Source organism: Algoriphagus sp. UBA3586 (assembly GCF_002376385.1).
Taxonomy (GTDB): domain Bacteria; phylum Bacteroidota; class Bacteroidia; order Cytophagales; family Cyclobacteriaceae; genus Algoriphagus; species Algoriphagus ornithinivorans.
In genome coordinates this window covers 1-26,765 of record NZ_DFMT01000030.1, presented here as the reverse complement: position 1 = coordinate 26,765, position 26,765 = coordinate 1, and the positions used below count along the sequence as shown (strand labels likewise).

The window sequence follows — 26,765 nt, the reverse complement described above, 5'->3', positions numbered from 1 at the left end:
CAAAAAACCACTCAAAAATGAAAACCACAAAAATTTTAGCTCTAGCAGGAAGTTTTCTAGCAATGGGCTTATGGACTGCTTGCAGTGCACCAAAGGAAGAGTCTACAGAAGAAACAATGGAAGTAGTCGAAGAGGCTCCGGTAGAGGAATCCAATACGGTAGTTGATATAGCTATCGGTTCTCCTGACCACACTACCCTAGTAGCTGCAGTTCAAGCTGCAGGCTTGGTAGAAACACTAAGCGGAGATGGACCATTTACTGTGTTTGCTCCTACTAATGCGGCTTTTGAAGCACTTCCTGCAGGAACAGTTGAAGACTTATTAAAGCCTGAAAACAAAGAAAAGCTTACTGGCATTCTAACATTCCACGTAGTATCTGGAAACGTAATGTCAGGTGATTTAAGTGATGGACAAGTTGTTACGACTTTGAATGGTCAAACTGCAACTGTATCTATTAAGGATGGAAAAGTTATGATTGGCGATGCAACTGTAGTTGCTGCTGATTTAGCCGGAACAAACGGCGTAGTCCATGTAATTGATAAAGTATTATTACCGAAATAAGGTTGATGGTTATTAAACTTAAGGCTAGTTCTCGTGGAGCTAGCCTTTTTTTTGTTTTCTATTTTTAATAATCCTGTTTGAATTGCGTAAGTATTTTCCAGCCAAGTGTTTTATTTTCACATTGACGTAAATATGATTCCTTCAAAAGCGGGAAAACATTAACTTCTAGCTTATTAGCTGCAAATCCAATCCTTTGAGTATGCACTAGAAATGGTAAAACTTTGATTTGCGGTTTCACTTTCTTTAGCCCAAAATTTCCAATGAATTATCCAGACAATAAATTGAATAGAAGATCATTTCTGAAAGTTTCCGCCCTTGCTGGAGGAGGTATGATTCTTAGCTTTAATTGGCTGGCAGGCTGCAAACCTAATTCTTCCGAAATTTTGGATATGCCTAAAGAATGGTTCAGGCTTAACGGCTATATCAAAATCGGTGAAAATGGGCTGATCACCATCATGTCACCCAATCCAGAAGGTGGTCAGAATGTGAAAACTTCCATGCCCATGATAGTTGCTGAGGAATTGGACGCAGTCTGGAAAAATGTAAGAGTAGAGCAAGCGCCCCTGGACACTGAGAATTTCACCCGGCAATTTATTGGAGGAAGTCAGGCGATCAGAATTGGCTGGAATGCCTTAAGAACAGCAGGCGCGACAGCCAGACAACTTTTAATCAATGCAGCAGCCGATGAGTGGAAAGTTCCTGCTTCGGAAATCAGCACTGACTCAGGATTTCTGATTCATATTCAATCCGGAAAACGAGCTCACTTTGGAGAGATGGCTTCATTAGCAACTACTCTTCCGATTCCGGGAAATGTAGAATTGAAAAAAGTAGATCAGTTCAAAATTATTGGCTCATCTCAAAAAAATGTAGATATCCAAAAAATCATTACTGGGAAACCACTTTTTGGGATTGATTATAACAAGGAAGGCTCTTTAATAGCGATGATTATTCATCCACCTTCATTTGGAATGAAGCTAAAATCATTTGATGCTACAGAAGCAAGCAAAATGCCCGGTATCAGAGGGGTTTTCGAAATCAAATCCTTGAGAGATGACTATGTTAGAACATTCTTCGACACAGTTACCTTTACTGATTTAATTGCAGTTGTGGGAACTAGCACTTGGGAGGTCTTAAATGCAAAAAAAGCCATCCAGGCTGAGTATGAACCTATCTCCGCTTATGTAGAAAAAAGAGATCGATTTGGTTCCGAAGAAAACAGGATAGTTCCGGCTGGTCAGGAGAACACAGAATCTCAGGCAGAAAAAATGCGAGTTGCTTCACTTAAACCACAAGAATTAAGAAGAGATGGAAACCCTGAAGAGGCTTTCAAAAAAGCCTCTAAAGTCATCGAGAAAACCTACACTGGACCTTTTCTGGCCCATAATTGTATGGAACCAATGAACTTTTTTGCCCATGTACAAGGAGATAAAGTAGAATGTGCAGGTCCTCTCCAAAAACCTGAGTTAACAGAACAGGCTCTTTCGGTAAGATTAGGCATCCCTGTTGAAAACATCCATATAGAAATGACCAGGTTGGGAGGAGGATATGGAAGGAGGTCCTATGCTCATTGGTTGATTGAAGCAGCTGTTATTTCTCAAAAACTCAATACTCCTATCAAATTGATTTATACGAGAGAGGATGATATGACTTCGGGAATATATAGGTCCCGATACCAGGCAACTTATCGGGCTGCCTTGGACGAAAACAATCAGTTGATAGGCATTCATATCAATGCAGGAGGATTACCCGAAAATCCCATTTACCCAGATAGATTTCCTGCTGGTGCGGTTGAAAATTATCTTGCAGAGGGTTGGGAAGTTCCTTCCAATATCACCACGGGATCTTTCCGTGCACCGAGATCAAATTTCATGGCAGCCGCAGAACAATCCTTTTTGGATGAAGTAGCAGAAGTAGCGGGCAAAGATCCTATTGAGTTTAGATTAGAGCTGCTAGAAAAGGCTAAAAAAAATCCAGTGGGAAAAAACAATGATTATGATCCTGCACGATATGCAGAAGTCATCAAACTGGCAAGGGAGAAATCAGACTGGGCAACGAATAAAGAAGGAATAGCTAAAGGTTTTTCAGCTTATTTCTGCCATAATTCTTATGCTGCACAAGTATTGGAATTAAAAATGGAAAATGGTCAGCCTCTTATAGAAAAGGTAGTCTCAGCAGTGGACTGCGGAATCGTGGTCAATCCGGACGCTGCCAAAAATCTCTGCGAAGGTGCTGTGGTGGATGGAATAGGCACTGCGCTTTTTGGTGAGTTGACCTTTGAAGAGGGCAAACCGAGCAAAAGTAATTTTGATCAATATAGAATGATCCGAATGAAAGAAGCTCCTAAAATTATTGAAACATATTTTGTGGATAACCAAATCGATCCAACAGGCTTAGGAGAACCTGCATATCCTCCTGTATTTGCAGCCTTAGCAAACTCTCTTTACCAAGGTACTGGACAAAGATTCTACGAACAACCATTTTTCAAACAGCTTGAAATCTGAAATTCAAAATTTTACAACTTGATTTTGAATTTTTCTCAAGAGAATCTAATAATGAATGAAATCCAGAAACAACAGACAATTAGGAGTTAATTGGTTTAAGTCCCATAAAACTTCAATTCCAATTTTGAAGCTCTATATTTTTTTCTACTAAAAAAGTATTGATTTACCCCCATTTTATCTTAAAAACCTTTATTTTTCCAATTGATATAAGTTATTGTCCACTTATTACGAAATACTTTAAAGGTATTTATTAAGCCTATCCAAGTAAACCAGCCACTTAATTGATAAATCCTTTGTTGTCCAGATCATCAATATTTGTAATTATTTACCTTGGGTGTTTCCTGACAGGAGCTCAGGGGCTTTTTGCACAAGCTCCAATTTTCCCCAGAAACTCCAATTACATGATAGAAAGCTGGGATAACTCCAATGGCCTTCCTCAAAACGCAGTCTTTGCCATGGAAAGAGATAACCATGGCTATTTTTGGGTGGCAACAGAAGAAGGACTTACCAGACTTGATGGATATTCTGCAAAGGTTTTTGACCAAGCAAACTATCCCCAAATGCAGGAACAAACCTATTATACTTTTTATAAATCTAAGGCTGGAATTTGGGCAACTGCTGATAGAAGCATAGCCTTGCTTGAAAAAAACATTAGAAAGATTATTGACTGTTCAAGCATTACCAATGATACTTGGATAAGAGCTGTCACAGAAATTGAGAATGGAAAATTATTAATCGGAACGGATGCTGGAGAAATTCACCAATGGGAAAACGGATCTTTCACTGAACTTGAAATTTGGAAATCTGAATTTCCATTAGAAATATATAGTTTTTTCCAAATTGATTCATACAAACTCCTTGTCGGAACTACTAGGGGGCTATACGAGCTAAACATGAAATCTAATACAAAAAAATTGATTTCAGCAGACAGCTTTGAAGCCTTTAAAATTTTTGGTACTCCCAAAGAAATCTACATCTTTTCGCCTGACCAAGGTATTTTTCGAATGAACAAAGGCTATGAAATGGAAAACATAATTCCAATTAGCCAAATTAAAGACATAAACCTTAGCAGCCTGATAGTTGACTCAGATAATAGAATTTGGGCAGGATCTTTAGAGCAGGGATTACTGGTTATCGAACAGGGGCAAGTAAGCAGATTCACGTATCCAGAGCTTAGAAACTACACAGTTAGAAAAATTATTAAGGAAGAAAACAAGCTTTTTCTAGGCACTTTGGGCAAAGGACTGCTATTGATTAAACCGGCAAAGGTAAACCAGCCAGACTATAATGAATTAAAAAACAAAAATATCAAGGCCATCTATCAAAGTGAGGACAGTAGTGTTTGGATTGGAACAAAGGCAAATGGACTCCATCAAATTGATAGAAATAAAGTTAAAATCTGGAGTCAAAAAGACGGCTTGATTCAAGACAATAATACCAGCCTTGCATCCAGAAATGGTATCCTTTACTATGGTTCTTCTTCTGGAATCTCCCTGTTGGACCTGAAGAGAGGAAAAATCATAGGTCAAATAACCGAGGAGGATGGGCTTAGCAGCAATTACGTCCACGCGCTATTTAGAGATTCCCAAAATCGTTTATGGATCCTGACAAGAAAAGGAGGTATTCATTACTTGGAAGAAAATGGTAAGCTTCAAAAGGTACTATTACCGGAGAAATTTGATGCAACTAGATTTGTAAGTGCTTTAGAACTCAAAAATGGTCAATTATTAATCGGTTCTATGAATGAAGGTATTCTTCGATTAGAAGATACCGTCTTCGTTGAAAATAAAAGACTTCCTTTGGCTCCTGGTGAAGATGTGATTTACAGCATGTATGAGGATGCTGAAAATGACCTTTGGTTCGGTACACACGGAGGGCTTGTATTACTGAAAGAGGATCAAATCAAAATTTTAGGAAAGATCAATGGTTTGAAGTCTAAAACTGTATACAGCATTACGGACGATGGACAGCGTGGAATTTGGATCAGTAATAACTTTGGGGTTCAATATTTTTCTTACTCTGAAATAAAAAAGTTCAAAGAAAGTGAGAATGAAAATGTATTGATAAGTTCAACTTTATACGATAAAAGATTGGGCTTGCCTAACTCTGAAACTAATGGTTTGATTTTTCCTGCTGCCATACAAGATTTTAAAGGAAAAATCTGGATCCCAACAGTTGAGGGAGTTGGGATAATCAACCCAAATACCATTTCAAACAGTCCTAATGATTCAATTAGTTTTTTTTGGGATGAACTCAGAATAGGAGAGCAAAAATCTGACATTCATAGCCAAATCCTAATTCCTGAAGGAGTTAGGATGTTTCAGGTTTCTTTTAATCTCATTGATTTTGAGAATCCTGCCCAATATTCCTTATTTTATAGAATAGACGATGAAAATGACAATTGGCTACCTATTAAGGATCATAGGCAGTTATATTTTAATGGACTAAAACCAGGGGACTATACTTTAGAAATTAAAGTCCTCAGATACGGTGAAGAAGATCAAGTTTATTCTCTTCCCATTAAGGTTTCGGCTTTGTTTTTCGAAACTTTAACCTTTAAAATAATAATTGGAATTGTCGCAATTCTTCTTCTTTATTTTATTCTACAATCTTATTTCAATAAGAAATTAAAGAAAGATTTGGAAGAGAAAGTCATTCAGAGAACTTCTGATCTTAGCCAAGCAAATGAAAAATTAACGGAGGCCCTAGAAGAAATAGAAAACCAAAATATAATTATGAAACAGCTTACTTGGAATCATTCACATCTGCTAAGGGCTCCGCTGACTAGGGCGATGGGGATCAATCACCTATTGATCAATTATTCCAAGTATGAGGGGATAGAAAAAAGCAAAGAAGAATTAGAAAAAGAACTTCTGGAATCATTGAAACAAGTAGATGAGATTATTAAGGACACTCATACAAAATCTGAAAATCTCACAAAGTAATGAATACCTTTCTTCCAAATGTGTTGGTAATAGATGATGATCCGGGAATACTTTTCTTACATAAAATTATCATAAAGGGAGAGGGATTACATCCAAACCCAATTACTTTTTTTGATCCTGAAGAAGCATTAAATCACATTCTGGAAAATGACATACCTGATAAAGGCATTTTAATCTTTTTGGATATAAATATGCCTAGAATGAGCGGATGGGAATTACTCAATCATCTAGAAAAGAAACTTCGCCATGTGAAAGTCAAAGTGGTGATGGTCACCTCCTCTTTAGATCGATCCGATAAAGAAAAAGCCCAAAAAAGTCCTTTTGTTATGGATTTTTGGGAAAAACCACTCAATGAAAATCAAATTGCTTTTGTTGCCAAACAAATCCCTATCTGGTTCGAATTGTAAAATACTTTAATCTTACAATGCCTTTCTTGCATCCTAAATTGCATCAAAGACTTTCAATCTTTTAATTAATTATTTTTCAGGAATACACACTTTTTTTCAAGGAATAGACAGCCTCTTTCCAAACAATCACTTGATTACCATAAACTTCTATTTGATTTTTGTAAGGATACTTGAATTGAAAAAGCTAAATTGTATTTTAAAATTTAACAGATATGGCTCAATATAATCTCGATATCAACGGCAAAAGACTTCAGGTAGACGTAGACCCAAACACTCCAATGCTTTGGGTTTTAAGAGATCATCTGGATATGGTGGGTACTAAGTTCGGGTGTGGTATCGCTCAATGTGGAGCCTGCACTATTCATTTAGACGGAAATGCAGTAAGATCTTGTCAACTTCCTGTGTCAGCAGTGGAAGGCTCTAAAATTACGACTATCGAAGGACTTTCCGAAAACGGAGATCACCCGGTTCAGCAAGCCTGGATGGAACATGACGTACCTCAATGCGGCTATTGCCAAGCAGGTCAAATAATGACTGCTGCAGCTCTCTTACAGCAAAACCCTAGTCCGAGTGATGAGGAAATTGAAAATGCCATGAATGGGAATATTTGCCGTTGTGGAACTTACCTGCGAATCAAGGCAGCTGTAAAAACAGCTTCCCAAAAACTTTAAAATACTGAAATTATGACCATTGTAAATACAAAATTGAACAGAAGATCATTTTTGAAAGTATCCGCCCTTGCGGGAGGTGGCATGGTATTAAGTTTCAGTTGGCTAGCAGGCTGTAAGCCTACATCCAAAGAAATGCTGGAGATGCCCAAAGAGTGGTTTGAACTCAATAACTTCATCAAAATTGGTGAAAATGGAGCAGTCACTCTTTATTCTCCAAACCCAGAATTCGGTTCCAATGTAAAAACTTCCATGCCGATGATCTTGGCAGAGGAATTGGACACTGATTGGAAAAATGTTTTTGTAGAGCAGGCTGATTTTTATCCAGAGAGATTTGACAGACAATTCACAGGAGGAAGCCAGGGTATCAGGCAAGGTTGGACTCCATTAAGAACTGCCGGTGCCACAGCTAGAGCCATGCTTGTGGCAGCAGCAGCTCAAGGCTGGAATGTACCTGCTTCCGAAATCACTACAGCTGCAGGTCAAATAGAACACAAATCCAGTGGAAAAAAAGCACATTATGGAGAAATGGCTTCCTTGGCCGCTACAATGGAAGTGCCGGAAGAAGTACAGTTAAAAGAAATAAAGGATTTTAAGATCATAGGAAACTCGAAAAAGAACGTAGACGGGGTCAAAATCCTAACCGGTAAACCACTTTTTTCCTTAGATCATAAAGTGGAGGGAATGAAGTATGCGGCAATTGTCCACCCTCCTGCCTTTGGAATGAAATTGAAATCATTTGATAAAAATTCAGTTTCTGATATGCCCGGCATTCTGGACGTCTTTTCTATTTCTTTATTCAAAGATGACTACCAGAGAAATTTCTTTGATACCACGACTTTCCCTGAGATCATTGCAATTGTGGGTAATTCCACTTGGGAAGTCATGCAGGCGAAAAAGACTTTGAAGGTGGAATGGGAAAAAGCCCCTGAATCCACTTTCCCAATGGCCGGAAGAGGTGGTGTTACTGTGACTGCCACAGTTCCGGCAGGATTGGAGAATACCAGCAGTCATAAAGAAAGAATGGCTGAATTCACGGCAAAACAAGGAAACATCCTGAGAAAAGACGGGGATCCCGAAGGTGAGTTTAATAAAGCTGCTAAAATTATTGAAAGAACCTACACCGCTCCTTTTTTGGCTCATAATACCATGGAGCCGATGAATTGTTTTGCAGATGTCAAAGGGGACAAGGCTGTGATTTATGGACCTACTCAAGCTCCTGAATTTATCATGGGAACTTTGGCTCAAGCCTTAGAAATACCTAGAGAAAATATCCAAATCAATCTTTCAAGAATGGGAGGAGGATTTGGCAGGCGAGCTTACAGTCACCACATGGTAGAAGCTGCTCTCATTTCCCAGAAAGTTCAAGCCCCTGTAAAGATGGTCTATACCAGGGAAGATGATATGACTGCAGGTGTGTATAGACCCACTTATACAGCAACCTATAGAGCTGCGCTGGATGAAAACAACAATTTGACAGCCTTACATGTCAAAGCAGGAGGAATCCCGGAGACCCCTATTCATCCCAATAGATTCCCGGCTGGAGCCCTGGACAATTATCTGGCAGAAGGATGGGACATTCCTTCCAACATTACTATTGGCGCATTTCGCGCACCGAGATCCAACTTTATCGCCGGAGCAGAACAAAGCTTCCTAGATGAATTAGCTGAAGAGATGGGTAAAGACCCAATTGATTTCCGTTTGGAATTATTAAAAAGAGCGGAAACCAACCCTGTAGGAAGCAACAACGACTACGACCCTAAGCGCTATGCAGGTGTTTTGGAACTGGTCAAGGAAAAGTCAAATTGGAACAGCCCTAAAGACAATGTGCATCGTGGCGTATCTGCTTATTTCTGTCATAACTCTTATGTTGCAGAAGTAGTGGATACCGTCATCAAAGACAACAAACCGGTAGTAGAGAATGTCTATGCAGCCGTTGACTGCGGAGTAGTCGTCAATCCTGATGCCGCAGCCAATATGGGAGAAGGGGCAATTGTAGATGGTATTGGAAATGCCTTCTTTGGAGAATTAGCCTTTGAAAATGGGGTTCCTACCAAAAGCAATTTTGATAAGTACAGAATGATCAGACAAAAAGAGTCTCCAAAGAAAATCGAAGTTCATTTTGTACAAAATAATGAAGACCCAACAGGCTTGGGAGAGCCACTCTTCCCACCTGTCTTTGCAGCCTTAGCTAATTCACTTTACAAGGCAACTGGAAAACGTTATTACGAACAACCATTTGCACCACAGCTTGAAATGCAAAATTTGAAGATGTAAATAACTTTAAATCAAGATTATGGCCTGAATCAATTATTTTCAGGCCATTTTTTTTGTGCTAAATGAAGCGAATTGACAAATGGAATCGTCTAGAGAAGGAATTTAAAAACATTCAAACACTATGATTAAAAGTTTCATTTCTTCACCCAGGTTCAAATCTAAATGGTCGTTGGTTGCCACTTTAATTGGTTTACCAATACTGGTCAGTGGGTGTCTTAATAATTTCGACACTCCACCAACACAGCCAGCCGCATACATTTCCATTTATCAGGGTTCTCCCGATGCACCTGCAATGGATATTTTTGCAAATCAAAATCGGGTGAATAACCAGCCCTTAAATTTCGCAGAGGTTCTTGCTTATAGTCCGTTTTATGTGGGAGAAAGATCCTTCCGATTTTCCTCTTTTAATTCCACTACTACTCTGCTTCAAAAAGATTTCACAATAGAACAAGATGCTATTTACTCCATGTTCGTTTTAGACAAAGTAGCTGATTTGGACGCTATCCTGATTGAAGACGAATGGACCTTGCCTTCAGCGGATTCTGCACAGGTAAGGATGGTGCATTTGTCACCAGATACCGGAGAGGTTTTTCTACAATTTTCTAATCTCAGCACTCCTGTGACCAATAATATGAATTTCGGAGATGACTCAAATTTCACCATGGTGAAGAAGAACACCTATAATGTCCAGGTAAAATCTGTAGCCACAGGAGATGTACTCCTTAGCGCAAATGATGTACAGATTAACGGGAATCGAGTCTACACTTTTGTGTTGAGAGGATTAGCTGAAACTACTAATCAAACCCAGAAAATGGATTTACAACTCATTACCAACTATGTAAATTTTTAAATGCCTCATAATGAAAAAATCCCGGGCCATTCGGTCCGGGATTTTTTTTACCTATTCTATTACTATTTAAAGAATATAAGCTTCAATTCTAAAGCTGATTTTCCATTGTTTGGTCCCATTAAACGTCCAATCTTATAGATGCTATTCACTACCTTTTAAGCCCAATGAAATTAAAAATATTCCTTTATACGATGTATCAAATCATTTCTAACCATGTTGAAATTTGAGACTCACCCTCATAGACCCCTCATTCAATCCTTATTGAAGAGAGATACATTCAAGTCTAAATCTTCAAATCTAGCATTATAGCTTTCAAATTATCTTAACCAGATCTAGCTAAGTCTTTGGGTCAAAAAAAAACCAACTCAAATAGAGTTGGCCTTTCTGAAGTAATCAAACCCCTAAATTATTATTCTTTTCCTCCTCCAAAGTTCACTTTGAAAGAAGCTCCAAAAAAGCCTGGATTATCTCCAAATCCTGTAAACTGTCGTAAAGGATAATTGTAAAATGGCATCAATACATAGCTGCTTTTTTCAGCCTGTAGCAGCCTGATATTCAATCCAAAATTCATGGTGGCTAAAGGGTAAAATCTACTATCTACCGATTCCAATGTTCTGGTCTGAACCACATCTTCATTCAAAGTGCGGAATGAATTTGCGGCTGAAGCATCTGCCACAGTTACTTGTCTGGTAAAGGAAGTCTCTAATTCTGCCTGCTGATTGAATGCGTAGAAATTGGAGAAACCTGCTTGAACGGACAGGGAGTTAGACCTAGTAATGGGGTACTTGAGGTAAATCGGAATTTCAACCTGAGTCTGTCTTACAATTATTGTTTCTGTAACTGGGGCTATACTCATGTTAAAGCCCACCATTGGCCTATTGGAAACATCACTTTGCTGATTCAGCAAGTTCAAGCCTAAGCCTGATCCCAAAGTCAATTTCCCTGGAAGATCCAAATTCACCATCACCCCCATAGCTAAGGTATTTCCTGAAATTGATTCTCCATTTTGCCTAGCAGAACCAAAACCTGGTGCTACCCCTAATCCATAGGATATTGAAGATTTTTCTTTAGGAATAGGATCGAATTCAGGCTCTTCTTTGACAGCTATTAGCGGCTTGCCTTGTTCAACTTTACTTTCAGACATCAAAGACTCTTTAGCATTCAAGCCACTTGTAGTAGAAATCTCTGATTTGCTCTCTGACTTTATTTCTTCAATATTTTCAGCCTGAGCTATGACTTTTTGAGTGAATGGAGATTCTTTTGATTTCAAATCACTGATTAGCTCCTTGGATTCTTCTTCCTCTTTAATTGGCTGTTTTGCAGGATCCTTGGATGCAATGAGAGATTGATTGCTTTGCTTTTCTTTTAGGCCATTTGACTGTTTGGTATTCTTAGATTTTCCTTGTGGGATAACTTCTTGAATACTCTCTGATTTTCTCTCCGTCTCCACTGAGGGAGAGGATTTAGAGCCTTCTTGACGAGCTTCTTCAATTCTATTTTCTTCTACGACTTTTTCCGTTCCATGGGAATCTTCTGCTAATAGAGGACTTTCCAATTCTGAGTTTGGAAGCAAGAAATAAAAAGTCCCTATCAATAGTAAGCTTGCTGCCACCCCTCCGATCCACCAGAAGAATGGTTTAATTTTAGAAGCTCCGCGCATTTTCTCAAAGCTCTCCCAGGCTCCTATTTCGTAGGGCTGATTGCCTTCTTCCTGATACTTTTTCAGGGAGTCCGCTATCTCTTTGCTCAGCTTATCTTCCTGCATATTCTTTTAAATGTGTGTGAACTAGCTCCCGCAGTTTGGCTTTGGCACGAGCTAGATAGACCCTGGAAGAACTTTCGGTGATTTTAAGTCTCCCAGCTATTTCTTTATGACTATATCCCTCCACTTCGTAAAGGTTGAATACCAACTTCTGATCATCCGGAAGTTGATTTAATAAGGCAATCAGGTCTTCATAGGCCAAATTACCAATGGCATTTACTTCGTGAAAAACCTCCGTCTGTTCATTGATTTCCAGTTGCTCTCGTATTTTTTTGTTTTTTCTATAGAAATCAATCGAGGTATTCACGGTGATTCGTCTCAGCCAGGATTTCACAGACTGAAACTCATCAAAATTTTTAATCGAACCGAAAAACTTCAGAAAAGAGTCATTGACTATCTCCTTAGCCAAATCCCGATCTTTGGCATAGGAAAGACTTATACCCATGACATAGCCATAGTATTTCTTAAAAAAAAATTCCTCATGTTTTGGTGAGCGCCGTTTGCAACCGGCAATCAACTCTTCGTCAGACCAATTCAATACAAAAGACTTAAAATCCGGGCTTGTCCTTATTCAAACGCTTCTTGTCCTGAAGCAGGTTTCGGTTTATTTTCCTTTTCTGTTATGAGATTGTTTCTAATAGCAGAAGTTTCAATTTCTGGCTTGATAGCAATTTCTTTGATTTCCAATTGATCCGAACCAACTGGAAAAGAAAAGCTACAAAAGAGTAGAAAGACCCCTACTTTCAAAAACAATTTCATATCCTTTTTTTTAGGATACGAATACTAATTATCCAACGCTACACTGATACCATCAAAATGATAAAAAAACTCATTCTCATCAAAAAATATCGCTAATTTCCTACCTGTTTCAGCGTCATAATAAACTGATTTAGAGGACTGAATACCATTTTTATTTTCCTTCATGATCTGAGTGAAAACCCAAACAAAAGAATTAGATCTAGCAAAGTATTGAAAATCTGAGTTAGATTTTTCAAGATCAATTTCTCCATCCAATTCGACTTTTTTCTTTAATTCTGAAAAATCAAGAAGATCTATACCTTTTGAAAAAGATGGCCGCAAGTTAATATTTGGAAAGTTGGGTAGCTTTGAAATATGCCCACTAGAGTTAACATAAAAATCAGAGGAGTATTGAGATATTCCTGCTTTTGGATTAGAGTAAGAAAGACAGATTCTATATCCTACTTCACCAGGCTGATAAACTATCCTTCCCTCGGCTTGATTCATTTCATCCGCAACAAATCTATAAATAGAAGAAAGGTACAGCTGCTTTAATAAACCCGGCCCAAATGCATCAAGTAGTTTTGTCTCTACTTTTTCAAGCAGTTCTTTTGGGAGATCCTCCCACTCGCGAAAGGGTCTTGGGTAATATTTTTTATAGATTGGTTCACCACAATTCTGGTATATGGCTTCTTTACCAAGTCCATTTTGTTTTGGATCAGGCCTGAGTAATACTGTCAGCGTGTCAGATTTCATTAAATCGACCTCTATCCATTCTGGAAGATATTTTGAATGATTGATGCTTAAGAAAAACTGATGATTGGACTTCTCTAAAGGTTGGTCAGACCAGGGTGTATAAGAAAACACCTCTTTTGAACTACGTAAAGAGATGCCAGCAAAGTTGATAAATCCATCTTGTACTAATTCTGCATTGGGATAATTGATGGTCGCACCACTTTCTTTATCCAATATTTTAAAAAATGATTGAGCCTCGACAGAGTTGGAAATTATCATTAGCCAAGCCAATGAAACGAAGATTCTAACATTTTGCATAAGGAAAATTAACTAATCATATTTTCCACTCCAACTAATAGGTTTTGAAAATGGGTCCAGAATTTCATCTAAAATAACTGAAACCTCTCTCCTATTGAGGATTTTATCTGTCCGAAAATCACTTTCCAAGCCCTTCCTTTTCCAAACCTGAGCGATCTCAAGAAAGGGAGTATTCTCTTTTATCATTTCCAAAAAGGCTTGAAACCTTTCTCCCGTCAAGTAATCCCCGGATGCTCCCCAATATTCATTCAAGTGTGGATATACCTCTTTTAATCCTGACATCAATTCGTATTCCGCAACAGGCCTTTCCGGATAAAACCAAGTTTGATTAGCCCATAAATATGGAACCCCTACTCCTTTAAAAATTCCTGTTGCACCTATTTTCTGCATCGCCCTAAAGTGTGGGTCTCTTGGATTCAAATCAATAAAAGGCATGATATAGGCACCTTGATTCAATAGCCCCCACTGTACTTGCCTAATAGATGTTTCGTCTAACTTTTTTGAGTTTTTAGAAGCAATACTTGCCAAGACTCCAGCCGCATGCCCTATCCCCAATACCACCGGCTGAAGCCTGGATGCGCCATTGACAATATTGGAAACAGAAATACTTTTTTCTGCTAAAATTAGAGCGGGATGATTTTTAGGAATCAGAGCGCCTAATGGTACATTATAGCTTGGAACTCTAATTTTGATAAAATCGATCTCTGGAGCATTCAAATTCTTTTTATGATGGTGATCTATCGTATAGTCTCCTACTGCCACGCCTGTTCTGTACAAGGCATTAGGAGCATCATAAGGACTTTTTACATAGGGCAGCGTAAAATCTACCAAGCCATAATATCTTCTAGACTCCCTGTGATAAGGAATCATTGGCAAGTTATCCTCTGTTGGATACTCATCCTCCACAATTCCCAAATGCTTATATCCGAGTTCATTTTGGATATAATAAACAAATCGTAAACTTGTCTGTTTGGCTTTTTCCAGTTCCATTTTTCGTTCCTCGTCACTCAACTCCACTAAATTCACATAGTGATCATTTCCGCAATTCGGCCAATTGATCATGTACTTTCCATTCGGAAGTTTTCCATAAGCCAGCATTTTATCACAGTCTAAAGTTGGGGCGTTATCTGTGATGGGATCAGCATGGGCACAGGCGCAGGCGAACTCATCCGGATCATAATTGTTTGGCTTAGGAATAGTTTGATCACTTCCTTTCCCATAGTCCTGAAGCGTCACTACATAGGTCAGGTCCTGAACAATATCATTCCCATTCTCGGGCGCAAACTCCTCTCCTATTTCAGCCCTGGAATCCATGCCCAATCGGTAAGGTAATCCTAAAGATGCTGCCACATCCCCCAGCTCCGTTGCATCTATCAAAATGGGAGCATTAGCCTTTCGAGTTTGACCATCCCTTTCGTAAACCAAAGTCCATCGATTGTCTTCATATTGGGCTGACTTCCATTCGCTTTGAAATGAAACTCTAAGATTTGGTTCCGAAGCTGCAATTCGTTGAAAAATCTCATTCCCCACTTTAGGCTCAAAAAGTGTATTGGAAACCCAGCCCGTGGAAAGGGCTTGTTGAGAACCATAATAAGCAATTAAACTATCTCTAAATTCACCCCAAATGCCTGAAGGCAGCCTGTGATTCCCGTCAATTGCTGAAACACCCGCAGATGTGAGCATTCCTCCTAACCAAGTGGTAGGCTCCACGATTAGAGTTTTACTTCCCATTCTTGCTGCAGCAATACCAGCAGCTGTCCCACTTGCTCCCCCTCCCACAATCAATACATCATATTTTTCCTGAGCAAAAAGAAGGTTTAAAAAGCCAAAAAACAGAAGGCTTAAACAAGTTATCTTTTTCATAAATCAGTTTTTATTTCATGTTAGATTTTTAAAAAATGGTTGAACTGAACCAATCAAAGAAGCATTTTCACCCAATTCAGATTTTTTACAAGTCAGTTCCAAGCCCATTCTTTCGAGGTAAGTCTGAGTGAACGGAAGAAAAAATTTAGATGCATTAGAAATTTTACCGCCAACTATAACTGACTCAGTTTGAAGTCTTGAAACATAGGGGAATAAAAATTCGCCCAATGTATTCCCAAATTTCTGAAAAATAGATCGAGAGATCTCAGAATCCACCTCTGGAGCCAACAAGTCCCTTACTCCTTCTATTTCCAATCCATATTGTTTTTTTGCTTCTCCAATGAACCAAGCCGTTCCCAAATAGTCTTCTGCTATTCCATCCCTAAAAGGAGCTGTCCAAAGCTTTGCATCCTTTACTACCTCTTCCACTTGAATAGCTGAGCCTAGGCCGGTTCCTAATGTTAGCCCCATTAAATTATTATACTTTTTCCCAGCACCTACCATACTTTCCCCTCTCAGAAAAGCCTCTGCATCATTCATAAATAAGATGAATTCCGAGTCAATGGAAATGGATTGAGCCAATAAGTCTTTCACTGACAAGCCATACAGACTTTTTAACTTTCCTTGTTCTTGAATCAAAGAAATTCCTTGTTCATAATCAAAAGGCCCTGGCATGGCGATACCTAGTTGAATTGCCTGTTTGCCATTAGCTACTTTTTTAATTACTTCTGACCATGCGTCAATGATTTCATCAACTGAGCCAGAAGTATCTACATCTGCTTCATAAAAGTTGGAAAGTTGTATGCTTCCAGAATTCCAGTTTATCTGCGCTGCTGAAATATGACTGCCTCCAATATCCACTCCAATTATTGTCCTCATCTTAAATAGTTTATTTGGAGTCAGCAGGATTCAAAGAATTATAAAGTGTATTTAGTAAAGTACCTGTATTGTCCTCAGAAAGCTCCCAAAACATTGCCCCTCCTAATTGATTCTCTTTGACAAATTTCATTTTGGCTTTTAGGGATTCTTCATCTTCGAAAGTAATCCAGGTAGAATCCAATGGTGAAAACAGGTAGGGAGCAGAGGCTTTAGTATCCCAAAATCTACTGTAGGAGGAGTTTTTTGAAAGTGCATAGATTTGATGATAAGGAAGCCCCATTTCAAAATTTCCAGCTTGAAAAAGACCATTATCTTCAGAGTCTACCCCTTTCCACATTCTACCATAGAAAGGAACTCCCAATACTAGTTTTTCAGCTGGTATTCCAAATTCTATGTGCTCGTTTACTGCAGTTTGAGCAGACATCCCTTTGCTTCCATTGGGATACAGGTTGGCATGATGCCCTGTAATTTCATCTCCTGCAGTATAAAAATCGTAAGCCATGATGTTGATGAAATCCAAATACTTTTGAGCTTCGGCCATATTATTGACTTCCAAATATTTTCTAAATCCTCCCGAAGCAATAGTCATCAAATAATGCTTATTGTCCAACTCTCCCAAAGAATCCAATGCTGAACGAAAACTCTTGAGCATGGCTACAAAATTATCTTTATCTTCTGCTCGGTAAGGATTATTATCCCCCGGTAAGCCAGGATACTCCCAATCAAAATCCAATCCATCCAATTGGTGTTTTTTCAAAAATTCAACTCCGGAAGCTGTCAGCTTTTTTATCCCCTCGACAGTTAAAACAGCATCAGAAAAACCTTTAGACCTAGTCCATCCACCAATTGAAATGAGAATTTTTAAATCAGGATTAATGAGTTTAAGGGATTGTAAAGCTGCTAAATTGGTGCTGTCTTTTGCCTTTCTGTCATCAATATGGGTGACTATCCCATCTTTCACATCAGCAAATGCATAGTTGATATGCGTTAACTTATCTGCAGGGATTTTTTTTGGATTGATATTTTTCCAACCCGCCACATAGCCTACAATGTGGTAATCTTTTTCCGGATAGTCTTGTGCTTCTTCTTTGGGAGCACAACTGAAAATCAAAATAGCTAGGAAGATGAAAGATAGTCTCATAGAGATTCAATTTAGAATTAAAAAAACAGAGGCTTTGAAATTCATCAAAACCTCTGTCAAAATTAAGAAAGATGAGGATTAATTTCCTCCGTCCCACCAAACTCTAGTAGCGAATAAATCACCACCCATTCTTGAAGTGGCCGCTTGATAGTTTTCAGGATTAGAACCGATCTCTGATTCCCAATATCTCAACCTTCTTGGAATAAAATTCCCTTCAAATGCATTAGGATCTTGTGTAGGAGTCAAAGCAGGATAGCCTGTTCTTCTCCAATTGGACCAAGATTCAATATCATTCAAATAAGTAGCTGCCCAATACTCTTCACCAATCAAGCGTAGTTTATCTTGATTTGATGCGGCTGCAAATCCTCTTCCTGCTATGTAAGCAGAAACTTCATTTGCAGGTACTGAAAAATCCGGATCAAAATACACCCATGAATTGATGGCTGCTCTCACTCCAGCTGTGAAATGAGACTCTGCGCTCGAGTTAATCCAGCCTTTCAACGCTGCTTCTGCTTTCATCAACTCAACCTCTGCATAAGAAATCAAGTAATAAGGGTCTTCCCAATCCAAATATTTCAAATTCAACATAGAGAAGTTTTGCTGAACAATCGTAAAACGATCCAAAGTTCCAGGAGCAACAACATCTCTAATATTAGTTGAATTGTAGCCATTTGGCATCCCTATCTGTTCTTCAGGAGCAGTTATCCAAGTGGATGCATTTTCTGGATTCCCTATTCCACCTGTAATGATCATTTTTCTTGGATCATTGTTAGCATTCATCCAGTCCATGAATGTTTTGGAAATCTTACAATCCCTAGAATACTTATAAGTGTTCCAATAACCATCATTTAAACCATTTCTATTTACCCCTTGAGGCCCTGGTGCATAATGGATAAAAGCAATATCATCATTACTGGTAAAGGCACCACTGCTATTTGCTTCTGTGAAAACTTCCTGAGCCTTTGCTGGATCAACATTGCTCATTCTCATTGCCATTCTCATCAATAGAGAATTAGCAAACTTTTTCCACTTTGAGATATCTCCTCCGTAAATAAAATCCTGAACTCCTAAAGGTCTTGCAGAAGAAGAAAATTTATCCCTAGCGGCCTTAAGGTCATCGATCATTTTGTAATAAACTTCCTTTTGTGGCTCATACGCTGGAAACCAGTTTTGTTCACCTTCCAAGCCATAACCTGCCTGCGTGTAAGGAATATCTCCATACATATCAGTCATTCTTAATAGGTCAAAAGTTCGAAGTATAGTTGCCGCAGCATTTACATTTGCCTCATTTGGCTTATCCTTGGTTTTTCGGATTACTTCGGAAAAGAGACGGATCACATCGGTGAAATGTCTTTCCATATAAGCTCCAGAATACTGGGCTGAATAGAAATACTTATCTCCACTGAAGTAGCCTGCTGTAGAAGCTGTATGCTGTATCATTGTAGCTGCATACAACATATTGGCCCTAGTATTTTCATATTCCCCTCCGATTCGCAATGTCGCTAGGGAAAAGAGGTATTGCATGTCGATATCCTCGACTGCATTTTGATTCACGTTTAGGTCAAGTAAGTCCTGTTCGCTACAGGAAGTAGCAAAAAGCAAAGAAGCCAACACCAGACCGGTCATTTTATTTAAAATTCTCATTGTTTCAATAGTTTAGGGTTGAACCGACTTAGAAGTTAGCAGATAGATTAAATCCAAAGCTTCTGTTTGCTGGTACAGAGAAAAACTCCAAACCCTGGGCATTTCCAGAAGTAGTATAGGCTGCTTCAGGATCAATGTTAGGTGTGTTTTTCCAAAGAATAGCCAAGTTTCTACCTACCAAAGACAGGGACAATGACTGGAACGGAGTCCTTTCTATAAATGCTCTCGGGAAGGTATATCCAAAAGAGAATTCCCTCAGTTTGGCAAATGAAGCATCATAGACAATATTCTCTGTCACTTGCGCATATCGCTGCCAGTAATTGTCAATCAAATACTTGGTTGGATCGGAAGGATCTGCAGGAATTGTCCAGGTTTTGGGAGTACCCTCTGGAGTGACTCCACTTACAGTCAACGAACCATCACGCCCATTCAGAGTATTTTGATGTAGTCCATATTGGTATGCAAAATAATCAGTACCTGACATGATTGACCCACCTTGTCTAAAGTCGATCAAAGCCATCAATCGGAACCCTTTGTATGAGAAAGTATTGGTAATACCTCCGGAAATTGGATGACGACCCTCAGCAATAGTTTCATAGCCATTGGTTGTTACTGGGAATCCATTAGCATCGTAAACTTTTTGTCCATTGATTTCCAAATGCTTGAAACCTGAAATCATACCTAAAGGCTGACCAACAATGTGTCTGATTCTTTCTCTTCTGGTTCTAGCTTCATCTAAGTTGATAAACTCTATAGGATCACCAGCTGCGTTGGTTCCCAAGCTCAATACTTCAGATTGGTTATTGGCAAAGTTGAATGAGATATCCCATCTAAATTCACCCATGATAGGAGTAGCATTGATTAATAATTCAATACCTCTGTTCTCCAACTCACCAATATTTACCGTAGTAGATCCAAAACCGGAAGTTGCTGAGATTCCAGTAGCTAGAATATCGTCAGAGGTTCTTCTTTTATAATAAGCGACATCGATTCCCAATCGATTATCCATAAATCGGACATCAGCTCCAATTTCATATTCAGTAGACGTATAAGGCGCTAGATTTGCATTTGGTATAGAACCATTATTGATCTGCCCTAAATTGGCCCCCAAGTGTCCTGCTCCAACAAGTCCGTATGTCAAGTTTAAAGCATATGGATTCGGTGCTCCACCACCTACTTGTCCCCAGTTACCTCTCAATTTTGCAAATGTGACAAAGTTTGGCATTTCAAGCATGTCTGATATCACAGCCGAAAGACCTACAGAAGGATAAAATAACTTGCTATTCGCTGGAGAAAGAGTTGAAAACTGATCCTGACGTCCTGTCAAGTTCAAGAAAATCATATTCTTATAGCCCACGTTTGCAGCAGCGAAATAAGAATTGATTCCCAATTCAGAAAAACCGTACCCGAAAGTCGGAGCAGCTACGTTCGTCACAGAGTGGAAGAAAGGAACAACAAGATCATTCCCACCACCTCTTTGATTTTCTATGGTTCTTCTCATGATGTTAGAACCTACAAAACCATCTACATCAAAATCTCCAAAAGATTTATCGAAACCAATTAATAGGTCTGCATTATTTTCTCGAATAGTAGTCATGGTAGTGTTATAACTACCTCTTGGTTTAAATGCGGTCCCATATGCTTCAAAAGCATATTCATCTCTAACTTGGAAGTCCGTACCAAATCTACCCTGAGCATACAACCAATCCGTGAAATCATATTTCAAAGACATATTGCCCAATACTCGATCAGTTACGTCTTCTCTTCCCCATTGGTAAACAGCCCAATATGGGTTGGTTTGGAAAACATTGGACTGATATCTCAATTCAGTTCCGTCAGGCAAAGCTCCAGGCTTATTTGGATCCCCTTTGATCACGTCCAAAGGAATATTACCCGGCTTTACAACCATTGAGAAGTTGGCATTTCCTGGCGAATCAGAAAGTCTAGGTCTATTTTCAGCATTTTGCTTAGAGTATTGTCCAGTTACGGCCAATGTGAATTTTCCCTGCTTGCTATTCACATTGATATTGGCAACATTTCTGGTGAAGCCAGCATTTGGAACTACATCTCTGTTGTCCAAATTGGAAAATGAGAAACGATAAGTGGTATTTTCATTTCCACCAAAAAGAGCAATGGAGTTATTCCAAGTTTTACCCATGTTGTAGAAATCAGTAAAATCTTCACCTAAATAAGAATAAGGTCTTTGCTGTCCATCAAATTGAATTGTCTGGGAACCATCGTATCTGCTTCCCCAGCCATTATTTGCAGTATTGATTGCTTCATCCTGAGTCAATGGCTTTCTGCCATCCTGACCAGGGCCATAAATTCTCTGGAAATTGGTTTGGTCCACTACACTTTCTACAGTGAAATTGGAGTTGAAAGAGACCCCCACACCTTTTCTGGCGCGACCAGCCTTGGTTGTAATCAAGATTACACCATTAGCAGCTCTGGCACCATACAATGCAGCGGCTGTATTCCCTTTTAATACAGAAAGACTCTCAATATCATCTGGATTAATCGCTGCTAATCCATCACCTGCATCATTTCCACCCCAAAGGCCTGCTGAGCCTAAGTTGCCTGATTCAATAGGAACGCCATTCACTACATATAAAGGCTGATCATTTCCTGTTAGAGAAGATCCACCCCGAATTACAACACGAGTTGAACCTGCCGCTCCTGTTGCCGGAGGAGTAACATTTACCCCTGCCACCTTACCAGTCAGCGCGTTCCCCAAATTGATGGCTCGGGACTCTGTAAATTTGTCTCCGGATAATTGGGTCACGGAATATCCCAAAGCTTTTTTGTCACGCTCCATACCAAAAGAAGTCACCACAAATTCACTTAGGTCAGAAACGTCCTCAGAAAGTGTAACATTTAAAACAGACTGATTGCCAACAGTAAATTCCTTAGTCGCATAACCTATAAAAGAAAAGACTAAAACTGAATTCGAATTGACACTGATAGAGTACTTGCCGTCCACATCTGTGGTCGTCCCGGTCTGGTTAGTCTTATCTAAGACTGTCACCCCAGGGATGGGCAAACCATCCGTCTCACCCACGACAGTGCCTGTCAGGATGCGATTCTGGGCATATGCCTGCAAACTCAAAAAGAGCAAAAAGGCTAGCCCATACGAGATCGATAAAATTTTTCTCATAGCTGGTAATAAAGGGTTAGAAATAAATTGAATTGGAATTCCGGTTCCCCGGGTTTTTGTGAAATAAAATTGGCAGCCTACCGATTTTCATAAAATTTGGCTTTTATAAATTTTTACAATCAAAACATTTGATAAAAAACTGATACACCATGCCTTATCTTGTATATCAGACCTTAAACGCAACTCTATTGGGTAAAGCTAAAAATTAATAAAAATATTAAAAACAATTCTATGATTTTTTTTATCAAAATTGTATTTCTTCTTTAATTTTTTTTTAAAAGTGTCCGTTTTTGAAATTTTATTTTTCTTTAAGAGTAGATTCTTATTAAACAAATAAATCCCTAGTAGGGATCAGTATTAAAATTATCTGCTCAGTATTCAAACTTCATTAATTTAAATTTAAAAATTCAAAAAATAGTTTAATGAAAAATTAGAAAAGTGAAAATTATAACTAAGAATTTTTTTTAACGCCTTTCAGAATGGGATTTAAAAGTTCCATAAACAAAAAAAGCCACCCAGAAGGTGGCTTTCTTAAATTATATTTCTCTCTTATCTGATAAAGAGCATTTCTCTATACTTCACTAATGGCCAAGACTCATCGTCTACCAAAAGCTCCAGTTTATCGACAGCGTATCGGATTTTCTCGAAGTATGCTTCTTTTACGTCTGTTTGATATCCTTTGGCTCTCTTTACGATATCATCTTCCTTATTCAGCTGCTTTCTAGCCTCAGTCATTGCAGTCACATTAGACTTCAATGATTCGATGTGCTTGGAAACCTCTTTGATTGTTTCTACAGCTGCTGAATGATCTAAGCCTAGACCTTTCAAACCGTTTGCATTTTCTATCAATTTGTTTTGATAAAGAATAGCAGTTGGGATCACATGATTCAAAGCAAGATCACCCATTACACGGCTTTCGATTTGAACTTTCTTGATGAAGTTTTCCAACATGATTTCATGACGGGCATGAACTTCCAGGTCATTCATCACATTGTGTTTTGCAAATAGCTCCTTGGTGGATTTTTTGCTATAAACATCCAAAGCTTCAGGAGTAGACTTCAAGTTAGAAAGACCTCTCCTAGCAGCTTCTTTCTCCCATTCTTCAGAGTATCCATCTCCTTCAAATCTTACTTTCTTGGATTCCTTGATGTATTTTCTCAATACATTAACAATCGCCAATTTCTTCTCTTTGCCAGACTCGATTTCTTTTTCGATGTCCTTGGCCATTGTCTTCAATGCTTCAGCCACGATGACATTCAAAGTAGCCATTGGTCCTGCACAGTTTGCACTTGACCCTACAGCACGGAATTCAAATTTATTTCCGGTGAATGCAAATGGAGAAGTTCTGTTTCTATCAGTGTTATCCAAGATGATTTCAGGAATCTTAGAGATACCCAATTTCATATACATGTTATCACCTTTTTCAATCTTGATATTTCCGTTTTTCTCCAACTCATCCAAGATGGCTGTTAAGGTTTCCCCTAAAAATACAGAGATAATTGCCGGAGGAGCTTCATTTGCACCCAATCGGAAATCATTTCCTGCAGAAGCAATACTTGCTCTCAAAAGATCTGAATTGTCATAAACAGCTTTCACTGTAGCTACCAAGAAAGTCAAGAACTGCAAATTTTCACGGGCAGAGTTGCTTGGCTGGAACAAGTTGATTCCAGTATCAGTGATTAAAGACCAGTTGTTATGCTTTCCGGATCCATTTACACCTGCAAATGGTTTTTCATGGAATAAAACTTTCAAACCGTGCTTCTCAGCCACTTTCTCCATCATATCCATCAATAATTGGTTGTGATCAACCGCCTTATTGATTTCTTCGAATACCGGAGCAACTTCAAATTGACCTGGAGCTACTTCATTGTGACGGGTAGAAACTGGAATACCCAACTTATGAGCTTCGATCTCAAAATCCATCATGAAATCCTTCACTCTGGTAGGGATAGAACCAAAGTAATGATCTTCTAATTGCTGACCTCTAGCAGGGTTGTGTCCAAATACAGAACGTCCAGCCATGACCAAGTCAGGTCTAGCAGAGTAAAGTGCTTTATCAATCACAAAATACTCCTGCTCTACACCTAGAGATGGAGACACTTTGCGAACATTTCTATCAAACAACTGACAAATCTGTACAGCTGCATCATTGATTGCTTCTAATGACTTCAACAAAGGTGTTTTGTAATCCAATGCCTCTCCTGTGTAAGAAACAAAAATAGTTGGAATACAAAGCGTCTTGTCGAAAATGAAAATTGGAGAAGAAGGATCCCAAGCGGTGTATCCTCTAGCCTCGAAAGTAGATCTAATACCTCCGTTTGGGAAAGAAGATGCATCCGGCTCTTGCTGAACTAGAGCAGAACCTTTGAACTTTTCCAAACCTGCATGCGCATCGAAAAATGAATCATGCTTTTCAGCAGTGGAGCCAGTTAATGGCTGAAACCAGTGTGTGTAGTGTGTAACACCCTTGGCCAAAGCCCAAGTTTTTACAGCAGATGCCACTTCTTCTGCGGTTGCTACATCAATTTTGCTTCCTTTATCTACAGCTTCCATTACTTTTTTGAAAACTGAAGGAGCTAAAGACTGCTTCATTTGGCTGATGCCAAAGACATTTGTGCCGAAGAAGTCTGAAATTTTTGGGGCCGGTGGGGTTACTTGTACCCGCGGTCTGCCTTGAACCATTGTCAAGGCCTGCTGTCTTAGTGTTGCCATATCTACATTTGTGGTTTAAAATTGTACCAGCAAAAATAGAAAAATATGTGTTCCAAAATGCTTTTGCCTCATTTTTGAATCATTTTTTTGAAAAATTTACACTTTTTTCAATAAAACACGGTGTTTTAGAAGGCATCTACCCGATTTCAACCACTTTTTAGTCCCATAATTGGAAAATTGAAAACAAGACAAGAATGTTTACCTTTGCAAACTCATAATCAGGAGGAAATTTGTGAAAAAGGTAGCCTTTTATACGTTGGGATGTAAACTGAATTTCTCAGAAACGTCCACCATCAGTAGACAATTCGAAGACAAGGGATTCAAAAAAGTGGAATTTCAGGATTCCCCTGATATTTTCATCATTAATACTTGTTCTGTTACAGAAAATGCTGACAAGAAGTGTAAAAAGATAGTAAAGGAGGCTAAAAAGATATCTCCTAATTCTTATGTAGCCATTATCGGTTGTTATGCCCAGCTAAAACCCAGAGAAATTTCCGAAATCAAGGGAGTGGATGCCGTATTGGGTGCCGCTGAAAAATTCCGATTAATCGAACTTTTGGGAGATTTCGCCAAAGAACAGGAAGCGAAAGTCCTAGCGAGTGAAATCACAGAGGCAAAGTCTTTCAATAATGCTTACTCTATCAATGACCGAACTAGAACCTTTTTGAAAGTTCAGGACGGATGTAATTATGGTTGTGCTTTTTGTACCATTCCTTTAGCAAGAGGAAAAAGCCGAAGTAATACCATCGCCTCAGTGTTAGAAGCAGCTGGAGAAATAGCAACAACTGATGTGAAAGAGGTGGTACTAACAGGTGTGAATATCGGCGATTTTGGAATCGTTGATGGTAAAAGAAACGAGCGTTTTGGCGACTTAGTAGAGGCTTTGGATGAAGTAGAAGGGATAGACAGATTTAGAATTTCATCCATTGAACCCAATTTGTTGACAAATGAGATCATTTCATTTGTCTCCAAGTCCAAACGCTTCGTTCCTCACTTTCATATTCCCCTTCAATCTGGTTCCAACACTATATTACGAAGTATGGGCAGGAGATATTTGAGGGAATTGTACGAAGACCGCGTTTCAAAAATCAAGAGCTTGATGCCTCAAGCCTGTATTGGGGTAGATGTAATTGTTGGTTTCCCTGGAGAAACAGATGAGCTATTTTTGGAAACTTACAATTTCCTAAACGAGCTAGATATTTCTTACCTGCATGTCTTCACTTATTCTGAAAGAGCCAATACCCGGGCAGCTGAAATGGATGGAGTGGTTCCTATGAAAAAGCGGAATGAGCGCTCTAAGATGCTGAGAATTTTATCTGAGAAAAAAAGAAGGAAATTTTACGAGGAGAATTTGGGGAAATCATATACCGTTCTGTTTGAAGAAGATATCGTAGACGGAAAAATGCATGGATTTACGGAGAACTATATCCGTATAGCAGCCAAATACGATCCTATGCTGATCAATGAAACCAAACTCGTGACTTTAGATCACATCAATGAATCAGGAAATGTGGAAGTGCTAGAACCTGAATTCGTTTACGAAAAGCATTAATTCTAATGAGGCTGCCTCATAAATCACTCTAATATAAGCCTGAGCGCCTGCCTGTATTC

Annotated in this window: 18 protein-coding genes; 8 read left to right on the top strand and 10 right to left on the bottom strand. The window is 38.9% G+C overall.

Annotated elements, in window-relative coordinates; translation table 11 throughout:
- Nucleotides 1–17: 17 nt before the first annotated feature.
- The 7 genes from B2906_RS10075 (at nt 18) to B2906_RS10045 (ending at nt 10,208) form a co-directional block, all read left to right on the top strand.
- Complete coding sequence (locus B2906_RS10075) at nt 18–560, top strand: fasciclin domain-containing protein (RefSeq protein WP_091655325.1); 543 nt, start codon at nt 18–20, stop codon at nt 558–560.
- A 260-nt stretch (nt 561–820) separates the two neighbouring features.
- Nucleotides 821–3,061 (top strand): xanthine dehydrogenase family protein molybdopterin-binding subunit, encoded by a 2,241-nt coding sequence (locus B2906_RS10070; RefSeq protein ID WP_286939132.1) that lies wholly within the window; start codon nt 821–823, stop codon nt 3,059–3,061.
- Between the two features lie 401 nt (nt 3,062–3,462).
- Nucleotides 3,463–6,006: a ligand-binding sensor domain-containing protein gene (locus B2906_RS10065; RefSeq protein ID WP_286939118.1), complete on the top strand. Its 2,544-nt coding sequence runs from the start codon at nt 3,463–3,465 to the stop codon at nt 6,004–6,006.
- Nucleotides 6,006–6,413, top strand: a complete 408-nt coding sequence (locus B2906_RS10060; RefSeq protein WP_144603524.1) for a response regulator — start codon at nt 6,006–6,008, stop codon at nt 6,411–6,413. The genes B2906_RS10065 and B2906_RS10060 overlap by 1 nt, the downstream gene beginning before the upstream one ends.
- A 212-nt stretch (nt 6,414–6,625) precedes the next feature.
- Nucleotides 6,626–7,084 carry a (2Fe-2S)-binding protein gene (locus B2906_RS10055; protein WP_219958502.1) on the top strand — a complete coding sequence of 153 codons (459 nt, stop codon included), beginning with the start codon at nt 6,626–6,628 and terminating at the stop codon, nt 7,082–7,084.
- A 12-nt stretch (nt 7,085–7,096) separates the two neighbouring features.
- Entirely contained in the window at nt 7,097–9,358 is a 2,262-nt protein-coding gene (locus B2906_RS10050) for a xanthine dehydrogenase family protein molybdopterin-binding subunit (protein ID WP_144603520.1), read from the top strand.
- A 121-nt stretch (nt 9,359–9,479) separates the two neighbouring features.
- Entirely contained in the window at nt 9,480–10,208 is a 729-nt protein-coding gene (locus tag B2906_RS10045) for a DUF4397 domain-containing protein (RefSeq protein ID WP_286939106.1), read from the top strand.
- 409 nt (nt 10,209–10,617) lie between these two features.
- Here B2906_RS10045 and B2906_RS10040 read toward each other — a convergent pair whose 3' ends face one another.
- The 10 genes from B2906_RS10040 to B2906_RS09995 form a co-directional block, all read right to left on the bottom strand.
- A complete protein-coding gene (locus B2906_RS10040; protein WP_219958499.1) occupies nt 10,618–11,973 on the bottom strand; it encodes a hypothetical protein in 1,356 nt (451 codons plus the stop codon).
- On the bottom strand, nt 11,960–12,508 hold the full coding sequence (locus B2906_RS10035; protein WP_286939102.1) for an RNA polymerase sigma factor: 549 nt from the start codon (nt 12,506–12,508) through the stop codon (nt 11,960–11,962). The genes B2906_RS10040 and B2906_RS10035 overlap by 14 nt, the downstream gene beginning before the upstream one ends.
- A 29-nt stretch (nt 12,509–12,537) precedes the next feature.
- Nucleotides 12,538–12,723, bottom strand: coding sequence for a hypothetical protein (locus B2906_RS10030; protein ID WP_286939098.1), 186 nt, complete (start codon nt 12,721–12,723; stop codon nt 12,538–12,540).
- 30 nt (nt 12,724–12,753) lie between these two features.
- Entirely contained in the window at nt 12,754–13,761 is a 1,008-nt protein-coding gene (locus tag B2906_RS10025; RefSeq protein ID WP_219958497.1) for a hypothetical protein, read from the bottom strand.
- A gap of 12 nt (nt 13,762–13,773) precedes the next feature.
- Entirely contained in the window at nt 13,774–15,624 is a 1,851-nt protein-coding gene (locus B2906_RS10020) for an FAD-dependent oxidoreductase (RefSeq protein ID WP_219958496.1), read from the bottom strand.
- Nucleotides 15,625–15,639: 15 nt separating this feature from the next.
- Nucleotides 15,640–16,503 (bottom strand): ROK family protein, encoded by an 864-nt coding sequence (locus B2906_RS10015; protein ID WP_286939090.1) that lies wholly within the window; start codon nt 16,501–16,503, stop codon nt 15,640–15,642.
- 10 nt (nt 16,504–16,513) lie between these two features.
- Nucleotides 16,514–17,644 (bottom strand): glycoside hydrolase family 18 protein, encoded by a 1,131-nt coding sequence (locus B2906_RS10010; RefSeq protein WP_286939086.1) that lies wholly within the window; start codon nt 17,642–17,644, stop codon nt 16,514–16,516.
- Between the two features lie 78 nt (nt 17,645–17,722).
- A complete protein-coding gene (locus tag B2906_RS10005; RefSeq protein ID WP_219958493.1) occupies nt 17,723–19,288 on the bottom strand; it encodes a SusD/RagB family nutrient-binding outer membrane lipoprotein in 1,566 nt (521 codons plus the stop codon).
- A 28-nt stretch (nt 19,289–19,316) separates the two neighbouring features.
- Nucleotides 19,317–22,442, bottom strand: coding sequence for a SusC/RagA family TonB-linked outer membrane protein (locus tag B2906_RS10000; RefSeq protein WP_219958492.1), 3,126 nt, complete (start codon nt 22,440–22,442; stop codon nt 19,317–19,319).
- 549 nt (nt 22,443–22,991) lie between these two features.
- Entirely contained in the window at nt 22,992–25,154 is a 2,163-nt protein-coding gene (locus B2906_RS09995) for a glutamine synthetase III (RefSeq protein WP_219958491.1), read from the bottom strand.
- A 232-nt stretch (nt 25,155–25,386) separates the two neighbouring features.
- On the opposite strand from B2906_RS09995, the gene mtaB reads away from it, so the two are divergent.
- Nucleotides 25,387–26,706 (top strand): tRNA (N(6)-L-threonylcarbamoyladenosine(37)-C(2))-methylthiotransferase MtaB, encoded by a 1,320-nt coding sequence (mtaB, locus tag B2906_RS09990; protein ID WP_219958490.1) that lies wholly within the window; start codon nt 25,387–25,389, stop codon nt 26,704–26,706.
- Nucleotides 26,707–26,765: the final 59 nt, after the last annotated feature.

Excerpts from the sequence above, each read along its gene's own strand:
- B2906_RS10010 (WP_286939086.1), bottom strand. The coding sequence starts at position 17,644 with ATGAGACTATCTTTCATCTTCCTAGCTATTTTGATTTTCAGTTGTGCT.
- B2906_RS10045 (WP_286939106.1), top strand. The coding sequence starts at position 9,480 with ATGATTAAAAGTTTCATTTCTTCACCCAGGTTCAAATCTAAATGGTCG.
- B2906_RS09995 (WP_219958491.1), bottom strand. The coding sequence starts at position 25,154 with ATGGCAACACTAAGACAGCAGGCCTTGACAATGGTTCAAGGCAGACCG.
- B2906_RS10050 (WP_144603520.1), top strand. The coding sequence starts at position 7,097 with ATGACCATTGTAAATACAAAATTGAACAGAAGATCATTTTTGAAAGTA.
- B2906_RS10055 (WP_219958502.1), top strand. The coding sequence starts at position 6,626 with ATGGCTCAATATAATCTCGATATCAACGGCAAAAGACTTCAGGTAGAC.
- B2906_RS10070 (WP_286939132.1), top strand. The coding sequence starts at position 821 with ATGAATTATCCAGACAATAAATTGAATAGAAGATCATTTCTGAAAGTT.
- B2906_RS10075 (WP_091655325.1), top strand. The coding sequence starts at position 18 with ATGAAAACCACAAAAATTTTAGCTCTAGCAGGAAGTTTTCTAGCAATG.
- B2906_RS10040 (WP_219958499.1), bottom strand. The coding sequence starts at position 11,973 with ATGCAGGAAGATAAGCTGAGCAAAGAGATAGCGGACTCCCTGAAAAAG.
- B2906_RS10065 (WP_286939118.1), top strand. The coding sequence starts at position 3,463 with ATGATAGAAAGCTGGGATAACTCCAATGGCCTTCCTCAAAACGCAGTC.
- B2906_RS10000 (WP_219958492.1), bottom strand. The coding sequence starts at position 22,442 with ATGAGAAAAATTTTATCGATCTCGTATGGGCTAGCCTTTTTGCTCTTT.
- B2906_RS10025 (WP_219958497.1), bottom strand. The coding sequence starts at position 13,761 with ATGCAAAATGTTAGAATCTTCGTTTCATTGGCTTGGCTAATGATAATT.
- B2906_RS10060 (WP_144603524.1), top strand. The coding sequence starts at position 6,006 with ATGAATACCTTTCTTCCAAATGTGTTGGTAATAGATGATGATCCGGGA.
- B2906_RS10015 (WP_286939090.1), bottom strand. The coding sequence starts at position 16,503 with ATGAGGACAATAATTGGAGTGGATATTGGAGGCAGTCATATTTCAGCA.
- B2906_RS10005 (WP_219958493.1), bottom strand. The coding sequence starts at position 19,288 with ATGAGAATTTTAAATAAAATGACCGGTCTGGTGTTGGCTTCTTTGCTT.
- B2906_RS10020 (WP_219958496.1), bottom strand. The coding sequence starts at position 15,624 with ATGAAAAAGATAACTTGTTTAAGCCTTCTGTTTTTTGGCTTTTTAAAC.